Source organism: Halomonas sp. G15 (genome assembly GCF_021282295.1).
Lineage (GTDB): Bacteria > Pseudomonadota > Gammaproteobacteria > Pseudomonadales > Halomonadaceae > Halomonas > Halomonas alimentaria.
In genome coordinates this window covers 78,402-100,678 of record NZ_JAJSPA010000007.1, presented here as the reverse complement: position 1 = coordinate 100,678, position 22,277 = coordinate 78,402, and the positions used below count along the sequence as shown (strand labels likewise).

General features: G+C 67.1%; 21 protein-coding genes. 10 read left to right on the top strand and 11 right to left on the bottom strand.

The genetic code is table 11. The features are described from left to right. Positions 1–59: 59 nt before the first annotated feature. The 9 genes from trpA to leuC all read right to left on the bottom strand — a co-directional run bounded on the left by trpA (position 60) and on the right by leuC (position 11,481). Complete coding sequence (gene trpA, locus LWH48_RS05620) at positions 60–872, bottom strand: tryptophan synthase subunit alpha (protein ID WP_161432807.1); 813 nt, start codon at positions 870–872, stop codon at positions 60–62. A 15-nt stretch (positions 873–887) separates the two neighbouring features. Beyond that, the gene (gene trpB / locus LWH48_RS05615) at positions 888–2,126 is read right to left on the bottom strand and encodes a tryptophan synthase subunit beta (RefSeq protein ID WP_161432806.1); all 1,239 of its coding nucleotides are present in this window, start codon (positions 2,124–2,126) and stop codon (positions 888–890) included. A gap of 60 nt (positions 2,127–2,186) precedes the next feature. Beyond that, positions 2,187–2,819 carry a phosphoribosylanthranilate isomerase gene (locus LWH48_RS05610; protein WP_232911781.1) on the bottom strand — a complete coding sequence of 211 codons (633 nt, stop codon included), beginning with the start codon at positions 2,817–2,819 and terminating at the stop codon, positions 2,187–2,189. After that, on the bottom strand, positions 2,816–3,736 hold the full coding sequence (gene truA, locus LWH48_RS05605; protein ID WP_232911780.1) for a tRNA pseudouridine(38-40) synthase TruA: 921 nt from the start codon (positions 3,734–3,736) through the stop codon (positions 2,816–2,818). The genes LWH48_RS05610 and truA overlap by 4 nt, the downstream gene beginning before the upstream one ends. Positions 3,737–3,743: 7 nt before the next feature. Next, positions 3,744–6,515 carry a FimV/HubP family polar landmark protein gene (locus LWH48_RS05600; protein ID WP_232911779.1) on the bottom strand — a complete coding sequence of 924 codons (2,772 nt, stop codon included), beginning with the start codon at positions 6,513–6,515 and terminating at the stop codon, positions 3,744–3,746. 255 nt (positions 6,516–6,770) lie between these two features. Further along, on the bottom strand, positions 6,771–7,883 hold the full coding sequence (gene asd / locus LWH48_RS05595) for an aspartate-semialdehyde dehydrogenase (RefSeq protein WP_232911778.1): 1,113 nt from the start codon (positions 7,881–7,883) through the stop codon (positions 6,771–6,773). 234 nt (positions 7,884–8,117) lie between these two features. Then, positions 8,118–9,197, bottom strand: a complete 1,080-nt coding sequence (leuB, locus tag LWH48_RS05590; protein ID WP_232911777.1) for a 3-isopropylmalate dehydrogenase — start codon at positions 9,195–9,197, stop codon at positions 8,118–8,120. Between the two features lie 175 nt (positions 9,198–9,372). Beyond that, positions 9,373–10,026 carry a 3-isopropylmalate dehydratase small subunit gene (gene leuD / locus LWH48_RS05585; protein ID WP_232911776.1) on the bottom strand — a complete coding sequence of 218 codons (654 nt, stop codon included), beginning with the start codon at positions 10,024–10,026 and terminating at the stop codon, positions 9,373–9,375. A gap of 3 nt (positions 10,027–10,029) precedes the next feature. After that, on the bottom strand, positions 10,030–11,481 hold the full coding sequence (gene leuC, locus LWH48_RS05580) for a 3-isopropylmalate dehydratase large subunit (protein WP_232911775.1): 1,452 nt from the start codon (positions 11,479–11,481) through the stop codon (positions 10,030–10,032). A gap of 298 nt (positions 11,482–11,779) precedes the next feature. On the opposite strand from leuC, the gene LWH48_RS05575 reads away from it, so the two are divergent. The 4 genes from LWH48_RS05575 to LWH48_RS18425 all read left to right on the top strand — a co-directional run bounded on the left by LWH48_RS05575 (position 11,780) and on the right by LWH48_RS18425 (position 14,632). Next, complete coding sequence (locus LWH48_RS05575) at positions 11,780–12,685, top strand: LysR family transcriptional regulator (protein WP_232911774.1); 906 nt, start codon at positions 11,780–11,782, stop codon at positions 12,683–12,685. A gap of 41 nt (positions 12,686–12,726) precedes the next feature. Next, positions 12,727–14,046: a hypothetical protein gene (locus LWH48_RS05570; RefSeq protein ID WP_232911791.1), complete on the top strand. Its 1,320-nt coding sequence runs from the start codon at positions 12,727–12,729 to the stop codon at positions 14,044–14,046. A 66-nt stretch (positions 14,047–14,112) separates the two neighbouring features. Next, a complete protein-coding gene (locus LWH48_RS05565; RefSeq protein ID WP_161432797.1) occupies positions 14,113–14,307 on the top strand; it encodes a DUF2281 domain-containing protein in 195 nt (64 codons plus the stop codon). Beyond that, the gene (locus tag LWH48_RS18425; RefSeq protein ID WP_420841759.1) at positions 14,216–14,632 is read left to right on the top strand and encodes a type II toxin-antitoxin system PemK/MazF family toxin; all 417 of its coding nucleotides are present in this window, start codon (positions 14,216–14,218) and stop codon (positions 14,630–14,632) included. The genes LWH48_RS05565 and LWH48_RS18425 overlap by 92 nt, the downstream gene beginning before the upstream one ends. A gap of 29 nt (positions 14,633–14,661) precedes the next feature. Here the strand turns inward: LWH48_RS18425 and LWH48_RS05560 are convergent, their stop codons facing one another. Then, positions 14,662–15,180 carry a zinc ribbon-containing protein gene (locus LWH48_RS05560; RefSeq protein ID WP_161432795.1) on the bottom strand — a complete coding sequence of 173 codons (519 nt, stop codon included), beginning with the start codon at positions 15,178–15,180 and terminating at the stop codon, positions 14,662–14,664. A gap of 211 nt (positions 15,181–15,391) precedes the next feature. On the opposite strand from LWH48_RS05560, the gene leuS reads away from it, so the two are divergent. The 6 genes from leuS (at position 15,392) to LWH48_RS05530 (ending at position 21,919) form a co-directional block, all read left to right on the top strand. Next, complete coding sequence (gene leuS / locus LWH48_RS05555; protein WP_232911773.1) at positions 15,392–17,986, top strand: leucine--tRNA ligase; 2,595 nt, start codon at positions 15,392–15,394, stop codon at positions 17,984–17,986. Between the two features lie 26 nt (positions 17,987–18,012). Next, positions 18,013–18,492 carry an LPS-assembly lipoprotein LptE gene (locus LWH48_RS05550; RefSeq protein WP_232911772.1) on the top strand — a complete coding sequence of 160 codons (480 nt, stop codon included), beginning with the start codon at positions 18,013–18,015 and terminating at the stop codon, positions 18,490–18,492. A gap of 156 nt (positions 18,493–18,648) precedes the next feature. Next, complete coding sequence (gene holA / locus LWH48_RS05545) at positions 18,649–19,707, top strand: DNA polymerase III subunit delta (RefSeq protein WP_232911771.1); 1,059 nt, start codon at positions 18,649–18,651, stop codon at positions 19,705–19,707. A 401-nt stretch (positions 19,708–20,108) separates the two neighbouring features. Next, positions 20,109–20,501 carry a PA2779 family protein gene (locus tag LWH48_RS05540; RefSeq protein ID WP_161433153.1) on the top strand — a complete coding sequence of 131 codons (393 nt, stop codon included), beginning with the start codon at positions 20,109–20,111 and terminating at the stop codon, positions 20,499–20,501. Between the two features lie 12 nt (positions 20,502–20,513). Then, positions 20,514–21,488 (top strand): PA2778 family cysteine peptidase, encoded by a 975-nt coding sequence (locus LWH48_RS05535; RefSeq protein WP_232911770.1) that lies wholly within the window; start codon positions 20,514–20,516, stop codon positions 21,486–21,488. Then, on the top strand, positions 21,485–21,919 hold the full coding sequence (locus LWH48_RS05530; protein WP_232911769.1) for a DUF488 domain-containing protein: 435 nt from the start codon (positions 21,485–21,487) through the stop codon (positions 21,917–21,919). The genes LWH48_RS05535 and LWH48_RS05530 overlap by 4 nt, the downstream gene beginning before the upstream one ends. A gap of 72 nt (positions 21,920–21,991) precedes the next feature. Here LWH48_RS05530 and nqrM read toward each other — a convergent pair whose 3' ends face one another. Beyond that, positions 21,992–22,246, bottom strand: coding sequence for a (Na+)-NQR maturation NqrM (gene nqrM, locus LWH48_RS05525; RefSeq protein WP_161432789.1), 255 nt, complete (start codon positions 22,244–22,246; stop codon positions 21,992–21,994). Between the last annotated feature and the right edge of the window lie 31 nt (positions 22,247–22,277).

The window sequence follows — 22,277 nt, the reverse complement described above, 5'->3', positions numbered from 1 at the left end:
GTGTTCGTGTCGGCACCCGGGAAGGGCCCGGATGCATGGATCGATTCGTGTGGCGAGGCTCAAGCGCCCAGGGCGTCCAGGGCCTGACGCATCTCGCCCAATACCGCCTTGAGCTCGGCGGGAATCGCCTCGGGCGTCTCGGCATTGGCGGCAATACGGCTGACCAGCGCCGAGCCGACGATGACGCCGTCGGCCACCTTGCCCACCTCGGCGGCGGAGGCGCCGTCGCGGATACCGAAGCCCACGCACAGCGGCAGATCGGTCATGCGCCGCAGCGGCGCCAGGTGCTCGGCCACATCCGCCGCATTGAGGATGGCGGAGCCGGTGACGCCCTTGAGCGAGACGTAGTAGAGATAGCCCTCGCCATGGGCGCATATTGTAGCGGCCCGCTCCTCGGAAGTGGTAGGCGCGACGAGGAAGATCGAGGCAAGCCCGTGGGACTTGAGCAGCGGCCCGAGCTCCTCGGCCTCCTCCGGAGGCATGTCCACCGCCAGCACGCCGTCCACGCCGGCCGCCGCGGCCTGCTCGGAGAAGGCAGCCAGGCCGATGCGCTCCATGGGGTTGAGGTAGCCCATCAGCACCACCGGGGTGGTGGTGTCGGTCTGGCGGAACTCGCGCACCATCTCGAACAGGTGGCTGAGCCGCACGCCATGCTTGAGCGCACGCTCGCACGCCTTCTGGATTACCGGACCGTCGGCCATGGGGTCGGAGAACGGCACCCCCAGCTCGATGACGTCGGCCCCCGCCTCCACCAGAGCATGCATGAACCCCACGGTGTGCTCGGGCGACGGGTCGCCGGCAGTGATGTAGGGAATCAGTGCACGGCGTCCCTGGGACTTGAGTTCGGCGAAGCGTTGGTCGATACGATTCATGGTCTGGCCCGTCATCTAGAATTCGATCCCGTCGATCTTGGCGACGGTCATGATGTCCTTGTCGCCGCGACCGGAGAGGTTGACGACGATGTTCTGGTCGGGGCGCATGGTCGGTGCCAGCACCTTGGCATAGGCCAGGGCATGGGCAGACTCCAGGGCCGGCATGATGCCCTCGACGCGGGTCAGCTCGCGAAACGCCTCGAGCACCTCGGTGTCGTTGGCGGCCACGTAGTTGACGCGGCCGACATCCTTCCAGAGCGCATGCTCAGGACCCACGCCCGGGTAGTCGAGGCCCGCGGACACCGAGTGGGTGTCGGAGACCTGGCCGCCCTCGTCGGACATCAGGTAGGTGCGATTGCCGTGCAGCACGCCGCGCGGCGCGCCTGAGGAGAGCGGCGCCGCGTGGCGACCGGTCTCGACGCCGTCGCCGCCGGCCTCGACGCCGTACATCACGACCTCGTCATCCTCGACGAAGGGGTAGAACAGCCCCATGGCGTTGGAGCCGCCGCCCACGCAGGCGACCAGCGCATCGGGCAGCTTGCCGAACTCCTCGAAGGACTGGCGGCGTGCCTCGCGACCCACCACGGCGTTGAAGTCGCGAACCAGCATCGGATAGGGGTGCGGGCCGGCCACGGTACCAATGATGTAGAAGGTGTTGTCGACATTGGTGACCCAGTCGCGCAGCGCCTCGTTCATGGCGTCCTTGAGGGTGCGGGTGCCGGACTCCACCGAGATCACGTTGGCTCCCAGCAGGCGCATGCGATAGACGTTGAGCTTCTGACGCTGGATGTCCTCGGCGCCCATATAGACCTCGCACTCGAGGCCCAGCCGTGCCGCCACGGTAGCGGTGGCGACGCCGTGCTGGCCGGCACCGGTCTCGGCGATCACCCGCGGCTTGCCGCTCTTCTTGGCAAGCAGCGCCTGGCCGATGGTGTTGTTCACCTTGTGGGCGCCGGTGTGGTTGAGGTCCTCGCGCTTGAGCCAGATCTGCGCCCCACCGAGCCGCTTCGACCACCGCTCGGCATGATAGAGCGGAGAAGGCCGACCCACATAGTGGGCCAGGTCATAGTCGAATTCCGCCTGGAATACCGGATCATCGCGAAGACTCAGGTAGGTCTTCTCCAGCTCGTCCAGGGCGAAGCTCAGGGTCTCCGAGACGAACCGGCCGCCATAGGGGCCAAAGTGGCCGCGGGCATCCGGCAGTCGGGTCAGGTCACTGAACTTGCTCACGAAAGACACCTCACAGGTCGCCATTGGGAAAGGGCTTGGGGGTTACAGGGGCTTTTGCTATGTGCCGGAGTCGGCGCGCAGCGCTCAGGGGCGGCGCCGGTCGCCGTCACGCACCGCCGCCATGAAGGCCGCCATGCGCGTGGCATCCTTGATGCCCGGCGCGGCCTCGATGCCACCCGAGACATCAAGCGCGAAGGGTGCGACCGACGCGATGGCCTCGGCCGCATTGGCCGCGCTCAATCCTCCGGCGAGAATAACAGGTTTTGCCAGGCTTGCGGGGATCCGCGACCAGTCGAAGGTCTCGCCGGTGCCCCCCGGCACGCCGGGGCGATAGGCATCGAGCAGCAGCCCCCGAGCCCCGGCATACTCCTCCGCGGCCGCCCCAAGGTCGAGGTCGTCGCGCATGCGCAGCGCCTTGATCCAGGCACGCTCGAAGCGGGCACACTCGGCCGGCGTCTCGTTGCCGTGGAACTGCATCAGGTCGAGATGGGGCATACAGCAGTCGATCCACGCGGGGTCGGCGTCGACGAACAGGCCCACCCGGGTGACGAAGGCCGGCACCCGGGCGGCGAGCTCCTCGAGCCGTTGCTCATCGATGGCACGCTTGCTGCCGGGCCAGAGCACGAAGCCCAGGGCGTCGACACCCGCGGCCACCGCGGCATCCACGTCCTCGGCACGGGTCAGGCCGCAGAACTTCACGCGAGTGCGTCCGCTCATGTGGCCTCCTGGCTGGCGGCCAGCGGTCGCCCGCGACGGAACTCGACCATGGGGCAGTCCGGCAAGGCTCGCTCGCCGGTCCACTCCCCCAGGAAGGCTAGCAGGTTGGGCCCCAGCGGCTCGCGAGGCAGCCCCCACTTCTCGTCGTAGAGGGAGTCGACGAAGTGCAGGCCGCAGGCCGGGGCGGTGACGTCGGCAAGCCGCCGGTTCTTCAGCGCCATCAGCTCGCTCAGGTAGTCGTCGCCACGCTCGCCGCGCCCCACCGTGACCAGGGCGCCGACGATATTGCGGATCATGTGGTGCAGGAAGGCATTGCCCTGGACGTCAACCACCACCAGCGGGCCGTGACGATGCACCTCGATGAAGTGCAGGTGGCGCCAGGGAGTCTTCGACTGGCAGCCGGCGGCACGAAAGCTGGAGAAGTCATGCTCGCCCACCAGCGCCTGGGCGGCGCGGTGCATGGCATCGGCGTCCAGGGGGTCACGGCACCAGGTCACGTTGGCGCGCTCCAGCACCGGTCGACTCGGCTGGTTGAGCAGCACGTAGCGATAGCGGCGTGCCAGGGCCTTGAAACGCGAATGGAAGTCATCGGACACCTCGGTGACCCAGCGCACGGCGATGTCGCGCGGCAGGTTGGCATTGGTGCCGAACACCCAGGCCTTCTGGGAACGCGGCACCGGGGCATCGAAGTGGATGATCTGGCGCGTGGCATGGACACCGGAGTCGGTGCGGCCGCTGGCGTGAATGCGTATCGGTGTGCTGGCCACTTTGGCCAGGGCCTCCTCGAGAGAGGCCTGCACGGAGGGGGCATGCTTGAGGAACTGCCAGCCGCAGTAGCCGCTGCCGTCATACTCGACCCCCATGGCCAGGCGTCCGGTCATGGGGGTGCGTTCATCGAGGTGTTGAAAGAGGGTCATGCGGTGATCAGGCATCCAGTCGTCTGAGCAGCGCCAGGGCCTCGTCGCGAATCGCCGGGTCGTCGCTGCGACTCAACTCATCGAGCAGTTCTCGGGCCTGGCCGGCTTCGCCGGCCTCGACCAGGCGACGGGTCTCGGCCAGGCGCTCGGCAGCGCTGACGGAAAGCCGTTCATTATCCGCATGAAGGGGCGGGAAGGAAACCTCCTCGACTTCCCAGTCACTACCGAGCGGCCCCTCGGACGCCTTGCCGGCATCGCCACGCGACAAACTCTCTCCCTCGTCGAAGCCGGCCCCCTTCTCGGCCACGCCCAGGCCCCCGGGGGTAAAATCGACGCTGGGCTGCATGGGCGTCTCCTCCCGTGAAGGAGAAGAGGCATCGAGGCTGGGCGGACGATAGTCGATCACCTCACGGCCGTCGTCGAGGCTGCGGGTGGCCACCTCGGGCAACGGCGAGGCCTCTTCCGGCTCCGCCTCGGACTCCGCTGCTGGCTTGCGCTCGGGCTCCGTTTCATCGCTGGATTCCTGCGCCAGGCCCGGCTCATGCTGGGGCGCTGGCTCTGGCACTGACTCGGCCTCGCGATCGGGCATCGCGCCAATATCATCGGCGACCTCCGGGCGTCGGTAAGGCGACGGCTCGGCGGCCGACGCCGATGGCTCCTGATCGCCCTGGCGCTCGATTCCCGACTCGGCTCCTGACTCCGCTTCCGGCTCGTCCGTATCGGCGTCGGCCGGCTGGTCGAAGCGTCTCGGCGGGAAGGCCGCCGCTTCGCCGAAGTCGGCACGCTCACCGCGCGGTTCGGGGGCGACGCGCCCAGGCAGCTCGGTGGAGAGGCCGTGACGTGCCATCAGCCCCTCGGCCTCCTCGATCACCGCCGGGCTACCCCCCTCGCGCAGGTTGGCCAGCTCGCGCTCGGCGGCCTCGCGACTGCCCTGCTCCAGGTGGACGCCCAGCAGCTTGAGGCGCAGGTCGTCCCGCTCGGGCTCCCGGGCCAGGTTCGCTTCAAGCAGTTCGCGTGCCTGGTCGTAGCGACCGTAGGCGATAAAGATATCGGCCTCGTTGATGGCCTCCGCCTGGGGCAGGCTGGCACGTACCGAGGTATCGGTATCGTCAGGCGAGGCGTCGGCGGCAGACGGGCCATCGTCAGCGGTCGTGGTGGATGGGCGTACCGGCGAGGCTGCCCCCGGAATGGCGACGCGCACCCCACCACCCTCAGGCGAGGCGCCCTCCTCCCTGCCACGACGCCGACGCACCGCCAGCCAAAGCGCGAGCAGCGCGGCGAGGCCGGCGCCCCCCAGCATCAGGTTACGGTCCAGCTCCCCCGGATAGAGACTGCCCCACCAGGGGGCCTCCTGATCCTCACCGGAGGTGGCATCGAGTCCACCGCCGCCGGGAGCATCGACGCCGCTGCCGCCGGCCGTCAGGGCAGCCAGCTGGTCACGCAACGCCGCCAGCTCGTCACGCATATCGCCAAGCTCCTGCTGCAGCTCGTCGCGCTCCTCCTGCACCGCCTCCAGCTGAGCCTGGCTCTGCTGCCAGCGGTTTTCCAGGCGCAGCAGGCGCTGGTCCTCGCTGAGCTCTCCCTCGCCGTAGAGCGCCTCGAGCAACTCGGGGTCGATCTCGACACGAGCCACCACCTCGCTGTCGCCCTCACCCTGGTCAGCCACATCCACATCGCCTTCAACGGAGCTGTCACCATCGACACCCTCGGCATCGGCGGCCAGCACCTGCTCCGCCGCCAACTGGGCATCTGTCAGCAGCGTCAAGCGGGGTGCGGGAGCGGCTTCATCGGCTGCCTGGGGTTCGCCCTGGACAGCTTCATCACCCGTCGCCTCTTCGTCAGTGGCGTCCTCAGTGGACGCCACTGCCTCTGCCTCATCGGGGGAGGGAGCCTGGGCCTCCCGGGATGCCGGGGACGCCTCCGATGCGCTGGCCACCGCACTCGCCGGAGAAGTCTCCGAGCCACCCAACGGAACACGGGCAGGGGCACCACTGCCGCGATTGGCCCAGGCCTGGTTCATGGCGCTGACGACGCGGTCGGCATCCGCCTCGGAGCGTGCGGCGATGGTCGCGCGATCGGGGACCGCCAGCGTGACGCCGGCACGCATGGCGTTGACGTTGCCCGATGGAAAGGCTTCGGGGTTGGCCGCCACCAGCGCCACCATCATCTGGTTCATGCTGATGCCACTGTCCGGTCTCAGGCGGCCGGCCACTCCCCAGAGGGTGTCGCCGCTGCGTACCCAGGCGGGATCCCGGTTCGTGGTGGCGGCCGGACGGGGCGACGGCGCTGCGGCCGGCTGCCGGTCCATCTGCGCCGACGCGGGAGAGGTCGTCGTGGGTGAAGCCACGACGCGCCGGTTGCCGGTCACCAGCGCCGGCATCTCGTCGTAGTTGGGGGGATCAAGAAGCAGCGTCACCTCGCGCACCTGCTGGCCGGTGGGCCAGTCGAAGCGCAACATCAGGTCGAGCCAGGGCTCGCGCACCGGCCGCTCGCTGGTGAGATCGACGAACAGGCGCCCCTGACGACGTTCCACCGACAGCCTCACGCTGGCGGCAAGCGGGGTGCGCGTGAGGCCAGCGGCGGCATAGGCACGCTCGTCGGCCACCGAGACGTTGAGCAGGCCGGGCTGGATGCCGGCGGCATCAACCAGGGGAACCGAGGCGCGCAGTGGCGCATTGAGCGTGGAACGCACCTCCGCCTCTCCGAGCCCAAGGGCCAGTGCCATGGGGCTGGCAGCGGAGAGCGAGAGCAGCATGGCGAGTGTCAGCTTGCGTTTCATGAGATTCCCTTGCAGACGTCGGCGAGCCTGACGCATCACGTCAGCCGAAGCGAGGCCGTTATGTCATATATTTCTTACGGCCTATGTATCATAAATCTGCTACCTCTGCGCCCATGAACGTCATCTCGAGCCCACTGCCCTTCAACGTAAGCCATTGATGCTTGACGCGACACACGCATCGCTCACGAACAGACAACGGGGCGTCTCCCCAAGGAGACGCCCCGTTGTCGAACGGCCGCTGGCACAGCGGCGCGATTACTGTTGCTTGAGGATCGCGATCATGCGCTTGAGCGGCTCGGCGGCACCCCAGAGGAGCTGGTCGCCGACACTGAAGGCGGAGAGGTACTCGCCACCCATAGCCAGCTTGCGCAGGCGACCCACCGGGACGCCGAGGGTACCGGTCACGGCGGAGGGCGTCAGGTCGCGGATGGTCGCCTCCTTGTCGTTCGGCACCACCTTGACCCAATCGTTGTGCTTGGCCAGACGATCCTCGATCTCGTCCAGAGGCACATCCTTCTTGAGCTTGATGGTGAAGGCCTGGCTATGGGAGCGCATGGCACCGATCCGTACGCAGAGGCCATCGATGGGGATGGGGTTGTCCTGGAGACCGAGGATCTTGTTGGTCTCCACGGAGCCCTTCCACTCCTCGCGGCTCTGGCCGTTGTCGAGCTTGGTGTCGATCCACGGCAGCAGGCTACCTGCCAGCGGCGCGCCGAAGTTATCGGTGGGGAAGTCACCCGAGCGCATCGCCGCGGTGACCTTGCGGTCGATATCGAGGATGGCGCTGGCCGGATCGGCCAGTTCGTCGGCCACGCTGTCACGCAGGCCACCCATCTGGTTGAGAAGCTCGCGCATGTGCTTGGCGCCGGAGCCGGAGGCCGCCTGATAGGTCATGGAGGTCATCCACTCGATCAGGTCCGCCTCGAACAGTCCACCAAGGCCCATCAGCATCAGGCTGACGGTGCAGTTGCCGCCGACAAAGGTCCTGGCGCCACGGGCCAGCTGGGCATCGATCACATGGCGGTTGACCGGGTCGAGCACGATGGTGGCGTCATCTTCCATGCGCAGGGTGCTGGCGGCATCGATCCAGTAGCCCTTCCAGCCTGCCTGGCGCAGGTCAGCGTAGACCTTCTTGGTATAGTCGCCGCCCTGGCAGGTGACGATCACGTCGAGCGCCCTTAGCGCGTCAAGGTCGAAGGCGTCCTTGAGTGCTGGCACGTCCACTCCCACATCCGGGCCGGCCTGACCGACCTGGGAGGTGGTGAAGAAGACCGGCTCGATGCCCTTGAAGTCTCCATCCTCCACCATGCGCTGCATGAGTACCGAGCCCACCATGCCGCGCCAACCGACGAAACCGACTTTCAACATGTGAAGTCCTCCAGAAATCGAATGTGGGACATATTATACAGAAACCGGGCCCGCCTCGCAGGCGGGCCCGGTAACGACTCAGGGCTATCGCTCTTCGTGGGAGCGCAGATTCTGCGCGATGGCGCCGGCAGACGCCCTTGTACCACCGCAATCGCCGATAAATCGGGCTCCCACAATATCGGGCTCCCACAATATCGGGCTCCCACAATAATCGGGCTCCCACAATAATCGAGATCAGAGCGCCTCGAAGGCTGCCAGCACCGCATCTCCCATCTCGCTGGTGGAGACGGTGCGCGTGCCCTCGGAGGCAATATCGGCGGTTCTCAGGCCGTCGTCCAGCACCTTGCCCACGGCCGCCTCGATGCGCTCCGCCAGCGCTGGCTCGTCCAGGGAGTAGCGCAGCATCATCGCCACCGAGAGGATGGTGGCCAGCGGGTTGGCGATGCCCTGGCCGGCGATATCCGGGGCGCTGCCGTGGCAGGGCTCGTACATGCCCTGCCCGCTCTCGTTGAGTGAGGCGGAGGGCAGCATGCCGATGGAGCCGGTGAGCATGGCGGCGGCGTCGGAGAGGATGTCACCGAACATGTTGCCGGTGACCACCACGTCGAACTGCTTGGGGGCGCGTACCAGCTGCATGGCAGCGTTGTCGACGTACATGTGGGAGAGCTCGACGTCGGGGTACTCCGGCGCCAGCCGCTCCATCACCTCGCGCCACAGGATGGTGACCTCGAGCACGTTGGCCTTGTCCACGCTGCACAGCTTCTTGTTGCGCTTCCGGGCCATCTCGAAGGCGACGCGACCGATGCGCTCGATCTCGCTTTCGGAGTAGACGTAGGTGTTGAAGCCGACGCGCTCGCCGTCACGCTCCTCGATGCCGCGGGGCTGGCCGAAGTAGATGCCGCCGGTGAGCTCGCGCACGATCATGATATCGAGGCCGGCGACCAGCTCACGCTTGAGGCTGGAGGCCTCGGCCAGTTGCGGATAGGTGATGGCCGGGCGCAGGTTGCCGAACAGGCCCAACTGCTTGCGCACGCCAAGCAGCCCCTTCTCCGGCCGCTTGGCGAGATCCTCGATCCTGTCCCACTTGGGGCCACCCACGGCACCCAACAGGATGGCACGGGCGGCCTTGGCCTTCTCGAGGGTCTCGGCGGGCAGCGGCTCACCGTGCACGTCGTAGGCGGCGCCACCCAGCAGCCCCTCCTCGACCTCCACATCCAGGCCACGGGCCTGGCAGGCGGCCAGGATGCGGCTGGCCTGGACGGTGATCTCGGGACCGATGCCGTCGCCCGGCAGTACCAGAATCTTCTGTGTCATTGCGTCTTCCTTGTCGGGTTACCGCCGGACTTGCAGCGGGGCGCCGGGGGCAGGCCGAAGAGGAGGTCCTACGCCAGGGATGGCGTCGGTAGCGCCCAGGGATGGGTTCACAGCGCCTCCTCGCAGGCCTGCCGCCGGATCAGCCCCGCATCCAGGCGGCAAGAGCGTGAGTGGGTCAGGCCTGGGCGCTATCGCGGAACAGCCAGGGCCGAGCGGCGCGATGCTTCGCCTCGAAGGTACGGATGGCGTCCTCGTCCTGCAGGGTGATGCCGATGTCGTCGAGTCCCTCGAGCAGACAGTGCTTGCGGAACGGGTCCACCTCGAACTCGATGACCTCGCCGGAGGGCGTGGTGATGCGCTGATTCTCGAGGTCCACGTCCAGGGCGTAGCCCTCGTTGGCCGCGACTTCCTGGAACAGGCGCTCTACCGTCTCCTCGGGCAGGGTCACCAGCAGCAGACCGTTCTTGAAGGCGTTGTTGTAGAAGATGTCGGCGAAGCTCGGCGCGATCACCACCCGGAAGCCGAAGTCCTCCAGCGCCCAGGGGGCGTGCTCACGGGAGCTGCCGCAGCCAAAGTTGCGCCGTGCCAGCAGCACGCTGGCACCCTGGTAGCGCGGCTGGTTGAGCACGAAGTCGGGGTTGATCGGCCGCTGAGAGCAGTCCTGACCCGGGTAGCCCTCGTCCAGATAGCGCAGTTCATCGAACAGGTTGACGCCGAAGCCGGTGCGCTTGATCGACTTGAGGAACTGCTTGGGAATGATCAGGTCGGTGTCGACATTGGCCCGGTCGAGAGGGGCGACGAGACCTTCGCTACGTTCGAACTTCTTCATGATTCAGGCCTCCTGCGCCTGGGCGTCGTCGTTGGCGGCAAGCTGCCTCACATCCACGAAATGACCGGCGATAGCGGCGGCGGCAGCCATGGCCGGGCTGACCAGGTGGGTGCGACCGCCATAGCCCTGGCGCCCCTCGAAGTTGCGGTTGGAGGTGGAGGCGCAGTGCTCGCCGGCCCCCAGCTTGTCAGCATTCATGGCCAGGCACATAGAGCAGCCCGGCTCGCGCCACTCGAAGCCCGCCTCGATAAACACCTTGTCGAGCCCCTCGGCCTCGGCCTGGCGCTTCACCAGGCCGGAGCCCGGCACCACCATGGCCAGCTTGATGGAGTCGGCGACCTTCTTGCCTCGTGCTACCTTGGCCGCCTCGCGCAGATCCTCGATGCGCGAGTTGGTGCAGGAGCCGATGAACACCTTGTCGAGGCGGATGTCGGTGATCTTCTGACGAGGCGAGAGCCCCATGTACTGGAGCGCACGGGTATAGCCGTTGCGCACGGTGTCATCATCCTGCTCGGCGGGATCGGGGACCTCGCCGGAAACGCCGGTCACCATCTCGGGGCTGGTGCCCCAGCTGACCTGCGGCTCGATCTCGGCGGCATCCAGCACCACCACCTTGTCGAACTCGGCGTCCGCATCCGAGACCAGGCCGCGCCAGTCGGCCACGGCGGCCTCCCACTGCTCGCCCCTGGGAGCGTAGTGGCGGTCGCGCAGGTAGTCGATGGTGGTGTCATCCACGGCGATCAGGCCGACCCGGGCGCCGGCCTCGATGGCCATGTTGCACACCGTCATGCGGCCCTCCATGGAGAGGCCCTGGATGGCGCTGCCGGCGAACTCGATGGCGTAGCCAGTGCCGCCGGCGGTGCCGATGCGGCCGATGATGGCCAGCACCACATCCTTGGCGGTGACGCCGGTGCCGAGCTGGCCCTCGACGCGCACCTGCATGTTCTTCATCTTCTGGGCCAGCAGGCACTGGGTGGCCAGTACGTGCTCCACCTCGGAGGTGCCGATACCATGGGCCAGGGCGCCGAAGGCGCCATGAGTGGCGGTATGGGAGTCACCGCAGACCACGGTCATGCCCGGCAGGGTGGCGCCCTGCTCAGGACCCACCACATGGACGATACCCTGGCGCGGGTCGTTGATCTTGAACTCCTCGATGCCGAACTCGCCGCAGTTGTCGTCCAGGGTCTGCACCTGGATCAGCGACACCGGGTCCTTGATGCCGGCATTGCCCTCGGCACGCTCCTTGAGGGTGGTGGGCACGTTATGGTCCGGCGTAGCCAGGTTGGCATCGATGCGCCACGGCTTGCGACCCGCCAGCCGCAGCCCCTCGAAGGCCTGGGGCGAGGTCACCTCGTGGAGCAGCTGGCGGTCGATGTAGATCAGCGCGGTGCCGTCATCGCGCTCCTTGACGAGATGCTGCGACCACAGCTTGTCGTAGAGTGTCTGGCCTGCCATATCGTTCTCCCGGGCCCTGGGCCCTGCTGTCATTTCCGGTCTTGGAGTTGCGCCACCGGCGCGGCTTTCCCGGCGGCAGACCTCCAAGGAGGCGCTGTGAATACATCCCTGTACGCTACCGATGCCATCCCTGGCATAGGACCTCCTTTGCGGTCTGCCCCCGGCGCCGCTGCTGCGTAAAGCACCGTGCGGGGCTCGGCGTTGGCGCTATGGCAGCAGTTTCCCGCCCCTCGTCCATAAAATCAATTCATGTTATTTATGTAATTCATTCCCATATGGAATCCATTACGGAGGCGCCGTGGATACCCAGAGCCTGCAGGCCTTCCTCGCCGTGGCAGAGTGCAGCAGCTTCTCGCGTGCCGCCGAGCAGCTGCATCTGACCCAGCCAGCGGTGAGCAAGCGCATCGCCGTGCTCGAGGGCCAGGTCGACGCCCGATTGTTCGACCGCATAGGCCGGCGCGTCACCCTCACCGAGGCCGGACGCGTGCTGCTGCCCCGTGCCCGCGAGATCCTGATGATGGTGAATGACAGCCGCCGGGCGCTGGGCAACCTCGAAGGCAGCGTGGCGGGCAGCCTGACCCTGGCCACAAGCCATCATATCGGCCTGCACCGACTGCCTCCGCTGCTCAAGGCCTACACCCGAGCCCATCCCGACGTGCGCCTCGACCTGCACTTCCTCGACTCCGAGGAAGCCTACCAGGGGGTGCTGGATGGCTCGCTGGAGATCGCCGTGGTGACCCTGGCGCCACATCCGCACGCCCAGCTGGAGGTGGTGCCGGTGTGGATCGACCGCCTGTGCTTCGTGTGTGCCCACGACCACCCGCTGGCACGCCGGATGCGGCTGGGACTCGATGAGCTGTGCGACTTCGATGCCGTGCTCCCCGGCCCCATGACCTTCACCCGTGGTCTGATCGAGGCGCGATTCCAAGCCGCCGGCCTGCACCTGCCGGTGGCGCTCTCCACCAACTACCTGGAGACCCTGAAGATGATGACCGCCATCGGCCTGGGCTGGAGCCTGCTGCCCGAGCGGCTGGTGGCGGACGAGCTGCATGAACTCGAGGTCGAGCAGCCGCCGATCTACCGGCCGCTGGGCTATCTGGTGCACCGCAACAGGACGCTCTCCAACGCGACCCGGGCCATGCTCGAGCAGCTCGAGGCGGCGCGCGAGCCCGCGGCGAAGACGATTCCGGGTGAAGTTGGTTAGACTGCTTATTTCCCTTCAGGAGACCGCAGCCCTTGCCCACCATGGACGCCACACCGACACCCCTGCGCCATGCCTTCGCCGGAGGCCTGATCCTGGCCGGCCTGGTGCTGCAGGTCATGCGACTGGCCGGGCTGCCCGTGGCGCTGCCGGTGGTCAGCGTCGCCTTCTGGCTGGCGGTGGGCCTGTTGTGGCCCGACTTGAAGCGCGGCAATCGTCGCCAGGCGACCATCCTGGCAGGACTGGGGGTAACGCTGCTGCTTGCCGCGGCACTGTTCCACGACGCCGAGATCGCCTGGATACATCTGCTGGATGGCAACAGCTACGTGGTCGCCATGCTGGTCGGAGTAAGCTTCATCGGCCTGATCGGCACCCGCCAGGGGCATGCACCGCCCCCGGGCAGCGCATTGACCGGCCGACGCGGTACTGGCAGCACCTGGCTCGGGGTCCACCTGCTCGGCGCGATCCTCAACCTCTCCACGGTGTTCATGGTCGGCGACCGCCTGCGTCGCCATGGCGAGATGAGCCTGCCACAGCTGCTGGCCCTCAATCGCGGCCTCTCCAGCGCCGCATTGTGGTCGCCCTTCTTCGCCTCCATGGGTGTGGTGATGACCCTGGCGCCGCAGATGAACTATGCCACCATCCTCGCCTTCGGCCTGCCCCTCGGGCTGGCCGCCGGCACCCTGTCGCTGCTCGATCTGTCACGACGCTTCGATCTGGACACGGTGGCAGGCTACTCGCTGTCGCCAAGGAGCCTGCTGATGCCGGTGGCCATGGCGAGCCTGGTGATGCTGTTCCACTACGGACTGACCCCGTGGCTCTCCATCGTCAGCATCATCACCTTCCTGCTGCCCGGCGTGGCGCTGGCCAGCAACCTGCCCCGTGGCCCACGCTGGACCCTGCAGCGGGTGCGTGGCCATGCCCTGGAGCGGCTACCGGCGATGCGCGGCGAGATCTCGCTGTTCCTCTGCGCCGGGTTGCTCACCCAGGGGCTATCGGCCTACATCACCGCCGCCACGGGCAGCGAATGGCAACTGTTCGAGCACTTCGCCGCCCCCCAGGCCGTCGCCAGCTTCCTGGCCATCGTGGTCAGCGCCGTCGTCGGGTTGCATCCGATCATCGGCGTCTCGGTACTGGCCTCGATGCTGGAGCTTTCGGGCGACCGCCAGACACTGTTCGCCTTCATCGCTCTGGCCGCCTGGGCGGTAGGCACCTCAGTGGGGCCGCTCTCCGGCATCAACCTTTCCCTGCAGGGCCGCTACGGCGTCAGCGGCACACGCATGATGCGCCACAACCTGGGCTACGCCGCCGCCCTCTCCGCGCTGGTAGTGGGAGGCATCTTGCTGCTGGATGCGTGGCTCTAGGAAAGTGGCCCGCACACCAGGTGATATACTAAAAAAGTATCTGCGACGCCTGGGGAGAGATACCAAATGGATACTGCCGAGAAGATCATCGAAGAGCTACGACTCCTTCCTCAAGACCGCCAGCAGGAGGTCCTCGACTTCGCGCACTTCCTGCGCGAGCGTCTGGAGAATGAGCAGCAGAAGAACTTCATGGCGGCTCAGCAGACCAGCCTCGCGAACGACTGGGACAGCACCGAAGACGAGGTATGGAATGACGCTTGAGCCGGGCGATATCGTCCTGATCCCGTTTCCCTACACGGACCTTACCAGTCATAAACGACGGCCCGTGGTGCTGTTAGGCGCGCCGGACGAGAGAGGCGACTTCCCATGCCTTGCCATCACTTCCCGCCAGCAGCATACCCAAGCCGTCGCTCTCGACCCGTCACACATGCAGCAAGGTCAACTGCCAAAACCGAGCTGGGTTCGCACTGGCAAGGTCTACACGCTGAACGAATCACTTGTCGCCAAGCACTTCGGCCGCCTAACCCAGACGGCCCTGCGACAGGTACATAGCGACTTTTGCATGAGGATGGACTGCCGACGCTGACAGCCCATCCCCTTGGGACCACCGCGGCGTTAGCGGGACACCCGCCGGAAGTAGCGATGTCCGCACTGGTGGCAGGGTTCGATGCGGGTCATCTCGGGCAGTTCCACCTCGGCATCACAGTGCACGCAGGCCAGTCGGCCGGGCACCGCCATCTCGCCCTCACAGTAGTCGGCGCGTGCGGCCTCGAGATCTTCCTCGAAGCGCTCCCGCTCCACCACGCTGCGGTCGGCGATGGAGAGCAGCGACTCGCTGACCTTGCGCGACAGCGCCGAAAGATCGATGCCCAGCCAGGCGGCCACGCCCTCACCACCGGCGCTCAGGTAACGCCGCATGTCCTTGAGGTCACGCTCCACCCAGGCGCGCAGCAGGGCAAGCTCATCCCTGGTGAACTCCTCGAGCTCGGACTCGAACTCCACGGCGTCGTCCAGCTCCTTCTGCAGGTTCTCCCAGGTCAGCTCATGGGCACCCTCGCGAAGGCGGTCCAGCATGCGCTCATAGCCGTCCCGCAGGCGATGCTCCTGGGGATCCTTGGGGTCTGTCTCACTCATGTTGCTCTCCTCGTGTGCGGATAGGGCGCATCTGCCGGCCATAGCCGGGCAAGGCCGTGCTGGGGTATCCTCTGCCTACCATTTAGACGACTTCCCGCCGTCAGTTCAACGCCTTGTCGCCAGCATGCACAGGGAACATGACGCCGGACAAGCCATTCGAGCGTGCGCCTCCGGCGCGCCGAACCGACAGCCAAGGTACCCGTTGACAGCGATGGACGCACAGTACAAGCCCCAAGAGATCGAACGCGACGCCCAGCAGTTCTGGGACAAGAACCAGTGCTTCAAGGCGGTGGAGGATGCCAGCCGCGAGAAGTTCTACTGCCTGTCGATGTTCCCCTACCCCAGCGGCAAGCTGCACATGGGGCATGTGCGCAACTACACCATCGGTGACGTGGTCTCCCGCTACCAGCGCATGCAGGGCAGGAACGTGCTGCAGCCCATGGGCTGGGACGCCTTCGGCATGCCGGCCGAGAACGCGGCGATCCAGAACCGGGTGCCGCCCGCCGAGTGGACCTACGCCAACATCGACTACATGCGCAACCAGCTCAAGGCGCTGGGCTTCGCCTATGACTGGAGCCGCGAGTTCGCCACCTGCGACCTGGACTACTATCGCTGGGAGCAGTGGTTCTTCGCCAAGCTGGTCGAGAAGGGGCTGGTCTACAAGAAGATGTCCACGGTCAACTGGGACCCCGTGGACCAGACGGTGCTCGCCAACGAGCAGGTGATCGACGGTCGCGGCTGGCGCTCCGGCGCCCTGGTGGAGCGCAAGGAGATCCCGTTGTGGTTCCTGCGCATCACCGACTACGCCGAGGAACTGCTGGCCGACCTCGAGAACATCGAGTGGCCCGAGCAGGTCAAGACCATGCAGCGTAACTGGATCGGCAAGTCCCGCGGCGTGGAGCTTTCGTTCGACATCAAGACCGCCGACGGCACCGCCTGCGAGCCCCTCTCGGTCTACACCACCCGCCCCGACACCCTGATGGGGGTCACCTATGTGGCCGTGGCCGCGGACCACCCGCTGGCGAAACAGGCCGCGGAGAGCAACTCGGCGCTTTCTGCCTTCCGCGAGGAGTGCGCCCAGGGCGGCACCACCGAGGCCGAACTGGCCACCCGCGAGAAGAAGGGCATGCCCACCGGGCATGTGGCGGTGCACCCGCTCAGTGGCCGCGAGGTGCCGGTGTATGTGGCCAACTTCGTGCTGATGGAGTTCGGTACCGGTGCGGTGATGGCGGTGCCCGCCCACGACCAGCGCGACTGGGAGTTCGCCACCAGGTACGGCATCCCCATCGAACCGGTGATCGCCGATGGCAGCGGCCAGGTACCGGACCTCTCCGCGGGCGCCCATGACGAGTACGGCATCCTGATCAACTCCGGCGAGTTCGACGGCCTGGGCTTCGAGGCGGCCTTCGATGCCATCGCCACCCGGCTCGCCGAGCTCGGCCGCGGCGAGGTCAAGACCAACTACCGCCTGCGCGACTGGGGCGTGGCTCGCCAGCGCTACTGGGGAGCACCGATCCCGGTGAAGTATGGCCCCGAGGGGCAGACCGCACCGCTCTCCGACGCGGAACTTCCGGTGGCTCTGCCCATGGAGGTCACCGTGGATGCCACCGGTTCGCCGCTCAAGCGCATGCCGGAGTTCTCCGAACTGGGCGACGGCTGGGTACGCGAGACCGACACCTTCGACACCTTCATGGAGTCCTCCTGGTACTTCGCCCGCTTCTGCTGCGCCGACAACCAGGAGGCGATGCTCGACGAGCGCGCCGACTACTGGCTCCCGGTGGACCTCTATATCGGCGGCATCGAGCACGCCATCCTGCACCTGCTCTACGCACGCTTCTTCACCAAGCTGATGCGCGACCTGGGCCTGGTCAACGTCGATGAGCCCTTCCAGCGCCTGCTCACCCAGGGCATGGTGATCGCCGAGACCTTCTACCGGGAGGCGCCCAACGGCGCCAAGCAGTGGTTCAACCCCGCCGACGTCGAGGTCAAGCGCGACGACAAGGGGCGGCCGGTGAGCGCCGTGCTCATCGAGGATGGCCAGCCGGTGGAGATGGGCGGCATCGAGAAGATGTCCAAGTCGAAGAACAACGGGGTCGACCCGCAGTCGATGATCGACCGTTTCGGCGCCGACACCGTGCGCCTATTCATGATGTTCGCCGCCCCGCCGGAGCAGTCACTGGAGTGGTCCGACGCCGGCGTCGAGGGCGCTCACCGCTTCCTCAAGCGCCTGTGGCGTCTGGTAAACGAGCACCTCGAGGCGGGCGAGCCCGGCCGGCTCGAGGTCGATGCCCTCGACGACGCCCAGCGCGAACTGCGCCGCAAGACCCACGAGACCATCAAGAAGGCCGGCGACGACATCGGCCGGCGCACCACCTTCAATACCGCCATCGCCGCGGTGATGGAGCTGACCAACGCCATCGGGCAATTCCACAAGCAGAGCGCCACGCCCTCGCCCCTGGACCTCGCCGTGGCACGCGAGGCAGTGGAAGCCTGCGTGCTGCTGCTCGCCCCCATCACACCGCATGCCTGCCATGCGCTGTGGTCGGCGCTGGGCCACGCGGAACCGGCGATCGACGCCCGCTGGCCGGAGGTCGACGAGAGTGCCCTGACCCGCGACACCATCGAGCTGGTGGTGCAGGTCAACGGCAAGCTGCGGGCACGCATCGAGGTACCCGCCGATGCCGACAAGGCCGCGGCCGAGGCCGAGGCCTTCGCCGCCGAGAACGTCCAGCGCCACACCGAAGGCAAAACAGTGCGCAAGGTGATCGTGGTGCCGGGCAAGCTGGTCAATATCGTGGTGGGCTGACCCCGCCACGACACAGGGAGCGACCCATGCAGCGACGCACCTTCCTCACCCTGAGCCTGGCCGGCGGTGCCGGGCTGGCCCTCGCCGGCTGCGGTTTTCGCCTGCGCGGCCTCGACAGCCCCTCGGCACCGCTGAGGGAGCTCGCCCTGGCGGGGCCCGACAGCGACCTGGCGCGGCTCGCCGAACGGCGCCTGACGGCTGCCGGTACCCGGGTGCACGACGGCGCCGGGCTGATTCTCAACCTGGGCCAACCCGAGTTCCGCCAGCGGCGGCTGAGCGTGCTGGACTCAGGCCCCCGCGACGAGGAGATGCACCTCGTCGCCCCCTTCTCGGTGCAGCGCGCCGATGGTGCCTACCTGCTCGACCAGCAGCGCCTCGAGGTCAGCCGCGGCTACAGCGTGGATGATGGCGACCTCCTGGGCCGCGAGCAGCGCCGCGACGAAGCCAAGGAGGCGCTGCTCGAGGAAGCCGTGCGCCAGCTGATCGAGCAGCTGCGCTCACTATAGATTCCAAAGCTTGAGATACCGGGAAAGGGGCGCCGGGGACAGGTCGGAGAGGAGGTCCTATGCCAGGGATGGCATCGGTAGCGCCCAGGGAGGGGTTCACAGCGCCTCCTCGCAGACCTGTCCCCGGATCAGCCCCGTTGGCAAAGGATACACTCGTTGAAAGTCTTCCCAGACAAACTGGCCGATGCCCTGGCGAAGAAGCTGCCACCGGTGGTGATCGTCGCCGGCGAAGAACCGTTGCAGCATATGGAAGCCTGCGACGCCGTGCGCGCCGCTGCCCGCGAGCGCGGCATCGAGGAGCGCGAGATCCTGCACGTGGAGGGCAATTTCGCCTGGGGGCGCCTGCACGAGGCGTCGGCCAGCCTGTCGCTGTTCACCAGTGCCAAGCTGATCGAGCTGCGCCTGTCCGGCAGCAACCTGGGCCAGGAGGGCGCCAAGGCCCTCAGGGCCTACGCCGAGGAGATGAAGGGCAGCGACAACGTGCTGCTGCTGGCCATGGGCAAGCTCGACTTCCGCCAGCAGAAGAGCGCCTGGTTCCAGGCCCTCGACAAGGCGGGACTCTTCGTGCCGGTGTGGCCGGTGGACGTCTCGCGGCTGGGGTTCTGGCTGCGCGACCGGGCCACTCGCCACGGCCTCAACCTCGATCTCGACGCCGCACGCCTGCTGGGTGAACGCACCGAAGGGAACCTGCTGGCCGCCGACCAGGAGCTGCAGAAGCTGGCCCTGCTGCTGCCCCAGGGCAGCCGGGTCGGGCCGCGGGATGTCGCCGGCGGCGTGGAGGACAGCGCCCGCTTCGACGTCTTCACCCTGGTGGATGCCTGCCTCAAGGGCGAACGCTCGCGGGTCGCTCGCATCATGGCCGGCCTCGCCGGCGAAGGCGTGGAGCCCCCCATCGTGCTGTGGGCCCTGACTCGGGAGCTGCGTACCCTGCTCTCACTGCATCAGCATCTCGACCAGGGCCAGAGCTTTGACCACGCCTGCAAGGCCCAGAAACCCAGCATCTTCGAGAAACGCCGCCCCGCCTACCAGCAGGCCCTCGGCCGCCTTCCGGTGAAGCGCCTGCACAAGCTGCTGCTGTTCGCCCAGCGCCTTGACCTCTCCATCAAGGGTGCCGCCGCCCTGCCGCTGCAGGACGGCCTCCACGACCTGGCGCTGACACTCGCCGGCGGCCGCGGCTTGCTCGCCGAACTGCCCTCCTCCTACCGCATTGGCTGATGCCTGATTGTTACTATGGCTACTATCAGGAGCGAGGGGCGCCGGGGACAAGCCGAAGGGGAGGTCCTACGCCAGGGGTGAGGAGCACTGCTCCGAACGGGCTGGCCATGGATGGCCAGCACCGGACCTGCAAGCGGAGCGGGACGCGAGAGCGAAGCAGGGCGTCGGTAGCGTACAGGGAAGTATTCACAGCGGCTCCCCGCAGGCTTGTCGACGGAACAGCCCCGAGCAATGCCAGCTATCTGCAATAGCCTTGAATCGTGATGACAAGGGTATGAAATCGAACGCCATTTCGTCCTATACTGGGCAAGCATCATCGTGACGCCACACACTCGCCGGACGCGACGCGTGGATCATCCTGGAGCCGGAAGCCCACTCGAAGAAGAAGGAACACCGACATGATGAAGAAGATCTGCCGTTTCCTCAGCCCGCTGCTGATCGCCGCCCTGGTGCTGGGCAGCCTGCCGGTCGCCGCCGCCCCCGCACCCGCCGGCGGCATGATCACCACCCAGGACGCCCTCTCCGCCGAGCGCGCCCAGTCCGATCGCGAGCGGATTCACGCCGTACTCGCACGGGATGACGTTCGCGACCAGCTGGTCGCCCAGGGTGTGGACCCCGCCGAAGTCGAGGCCCGTGTCGCCGCCCTCTCCGACGCCGAAGCCGCCCAGATGGCCGAGCGTCTCGACCAGATGCCCGCCGGTGCCAGCGTGGTAGGCGCACTGTTCGCCGTCTTCGTGATCCTGCTGGTGACCGATATCCTCGGCCTGACCAACGTCTTCCCCTTCACTCGCTGAATGGGTGCCAGCATGATCGACTGCCTTGAACGGCAGCCGACCAGCGTCAGGAACGCCCGCCCAGCGGGCGTTCTTGCGTTGGTGCTGATGCTGCTGATGCTCGCCGGCTGTGCCTCGGCACCCCGCCTCGATGACACCACCCGACAGGCCATAGCACCCCGGGTGCTGCTCGATGATGTCCCCTTCCATGGCCAGCGCGACTACCAGTGCGGGCCGGCCTCGCTTGCCATGGCACTGCAGCACGACGGTGTCGAGACCGACGTCGACACCCTGATTCCCCAGGTCTTCACCCCCGGTCGCGAAGGCAGCGTACAGCCCGAGATGCTGGCCACGGTGCGCCGTCACGGGCGGATTCCCTTCGTGATCGAAGGCCGCATGGATACCCTGTTGACCGAACTCGATGCCGGCCACCCGGTGGTGGTGATGCAGAACCTGTCACTGCCCGCCTGGCCCGTGTGGCACTATGCCGTGGCCATCGGCTACGACCTGGAGGCCCGGGAGATGATCCTGCATAGCGGCATGGAGGCCCAGCGGGTGGAGTCCTTCCGCCCCTTCGACGCCACTTGGGCGCGCAGCGACCGCTGGGCCTTCGTGGCGCTGTCACCGGGGGAACTACCGGCCACCATCTCCCCCCAGGCCGCCCTGCAGGCCATCGGCGACTTCGAGGGAGTCCGCGGGGCCGAGGCGGCGCTGCCCGCCTGGGAGGCACTCTCCAGCCGTTTCCCCGACCACGCCATGGCCCACTTCGCACTGGGTAACGCGCGCCACGCCGCCGCGGATCTCGAGGGCGCCATCGGCGCCTTCCGGGAGGCAGTAGCGGCGGATGCCAGCCTCGCCCCGGCCTGGCTCAACCTGGGTCTCGCCCTCGAATCGGCGGAACGCAGAGACGAGGCCCTGGAAGCTCTCGAGCGTGCCGCGGCGCTGCCCGGGCGCTGGCAGGAACGCAGCCGCGAGGCGCTGGCACGCGTGAGCGAGAGGTCATCATGAGCTACCGGATCGGACTAAAACGAGTCTATCAGTCGGTAGCAGAGGAGGATGGTGCGCGTTTGCTGGTCGACCGCCTATGGCCCCGCGGACGCCGCCGCGAGGCGCTGGCCCTCGATGAGTGGTACCGGGACGCCTCCCCCAGTACCGCGCTGCATCGCCAGTACCGCCAGGGCGAGATCAGCGAAGGTGTTTTCGCCGTGCGCTACCGCGGCGAACTGCGCGACCATCCCGAACGGCTGGTGCCGCTGATGCGCCTCGCCCGCCGCGGCCCGCTGACCCTGCTGACCGCGGAGCGCGATATCGACACCTCCCCCCTGCCCATCCTGCGCGACTGGCTGCTCTTCGTACTGCGCGAGGAGGACGCTGCGGACATCGAACCCGCTTCACCGCCCTGCTTCGCTCACGAGCTGCGGGACAATCGCAACCCGTAGCATTCAGACGAGAAGGCCCCCGGTGGCTTTCGCAACCGGGGGCCAAGCAACTGGGCAAGACGGCCTACATGATCAGCGACGGCTGGCGTCATATCCCAGGTCGGCGCCGCGACTCTCGTCGCTGCGGCGACGGGCGCTGCCGGCCTTGCGATTCTCTTCCTCGCAGACCTCGTCCTTGCCGCCACAGATCTCGCAGCCATCCTTGAGGCCGAGCTGGTTGAGGCCGCCGCAGGAGCCGGCGATGGGCTTGCGACCCATGATCACGCCGACGGCCATGGCGGCCATGATCAGCAGCATGAAGGCGAAGGCGATAAGCCAGATAGTCATGTGTAGTTCTCCTTGTTGGCCTGGGCGTGCC

Bases quoted from the DNA above. Each gene is read 5' to 3' on its own strand.
- trpA (WP_161432807.1), bottom strand. From the start codon at position 872: ATGAATCGTATCGACCAACGCTTCGCCGAACTCAAGTCCCAGGGACGC.
- trpB (WP_161432806.1), bottom strand. From the start codon at position 2,126: ATGGCGACCTGTGAGGTGTCTTTCGTGAGCAAGTTCAGTGACCTGACC.
- LWH48_RS05610 (WP_232911781.1), bottom strand. From the start codon at position 2,819: ATGAGCGGACGCACTCGCGTGAAGTTCTGCGGCCTGACCCGTGCCGAG.
- truA (WP_232911780.1), bottom strand. From the start codon at position 3,736: ATGACCCTCTTTCAACACCTCGATGAACGCACCCCCATGACCGGACGC.
- LWH48_RS05600 (WP_232911779.1), bottom strand. From the start codon at position 6,515: ATGAAACGCAAGCTGACACTCGCCATGCTGCTCTCGCTCTCCGCTGCC.
- asd (WP_232911778.1), bottom strand. From the start codon at position 7,883: ATGTTGAAAGTCGGTTTCGTCGGTTGGCGCGGCATGGTGGGCTCGGTA.
- leuB (WP_232911777.1), bottom strand. From the start codon at position 9,197: ATGACACAGAAGATTCTGGTACTGCCGGGCGACGGCATCGGTCCCGAG.
- leuD (WP_232911776.1), bottom strand. From the start codon at position 10,026: ATGAAGAAGTTCGAACGTAGCGAAGGTCTCGTCGCCCCTCTCGACCGG.
- leuC (WP_232911775.1), bottom strand. From the start codon at position 11,481: ATGGCAGGCCAGACACTCTACGACAAGCTGTGGTCGCAGCATCTCGTC.
- LWH48_RS05570 (WP_232911791.1), top strand. From the start codon at position 12,727: ATGGACGCCACACCGACACCCCTGCGCCATGCCTTCGCCGGAGGCCTG.
- LWH48_RS05565 (WP_161432797.1), top strand. From the start codon at position 14,113: ATGGATACTGCCGAGAAGATCATCGAAGAGCTACGACTCCTTCCTCAA.
- LWH48_RS18425 (WP_420841759.1), top strand. From the start codon at position 14,216: ATGAGCAGCAGAAGAACTTCATGGCGGCTCAGCAGACCAGCCTCGCGA.
- LWH48_RS05560 (WP_161432795.1), bottom strand. From the start codon at position 15,180: ATGAGTGAGACAGACCCCAAGGATCCCCAGGAGCATCGCCTGCGGGAC.
- leuS (WP_232911773.1), top strand. From the start codon at position 15,392: ATGGACGCACAGTACAAGCCCCAAGAGATCGAACGCGACGCCCAGCAG.
- LWH48_RS05550 (WP_232911772.1), top strand. From the start codon at position 18,013: ATGCAGCGACGCACCTTCCTCACCCTGAGCCTGGCCGGCGGTGCCGGG.
- LWH48_RS05540 (WP_161433153.1), top strand. From the start codon at position 20,109: ATGAAGAAGATCTGCCGTTTCCTCAGCCCGCTGCTGATCGCCGCCCTG.
- LWH48_RS05535 (WP_232911770.1), top strand. From the start codon at position 20,514: ATGATCGACTGCCTTGAACGGCAGCCGACCAGCGTCAGGAACGCCCGC.
- LWH48_RS05530 (WP_232911769.1), top strand. From the start codon at position 21,485: ATGAGCTACCGGATCGGACTAAAACGAGTCTATCAGTCGGTAGCAGAG.
- nqrM (WP_161432789.1), bottom strand. From the start codon at position 22,246: ATGACTATCTGGCTTATCGCCTTCGCCTTCATGCTGCTGATCATGGCC.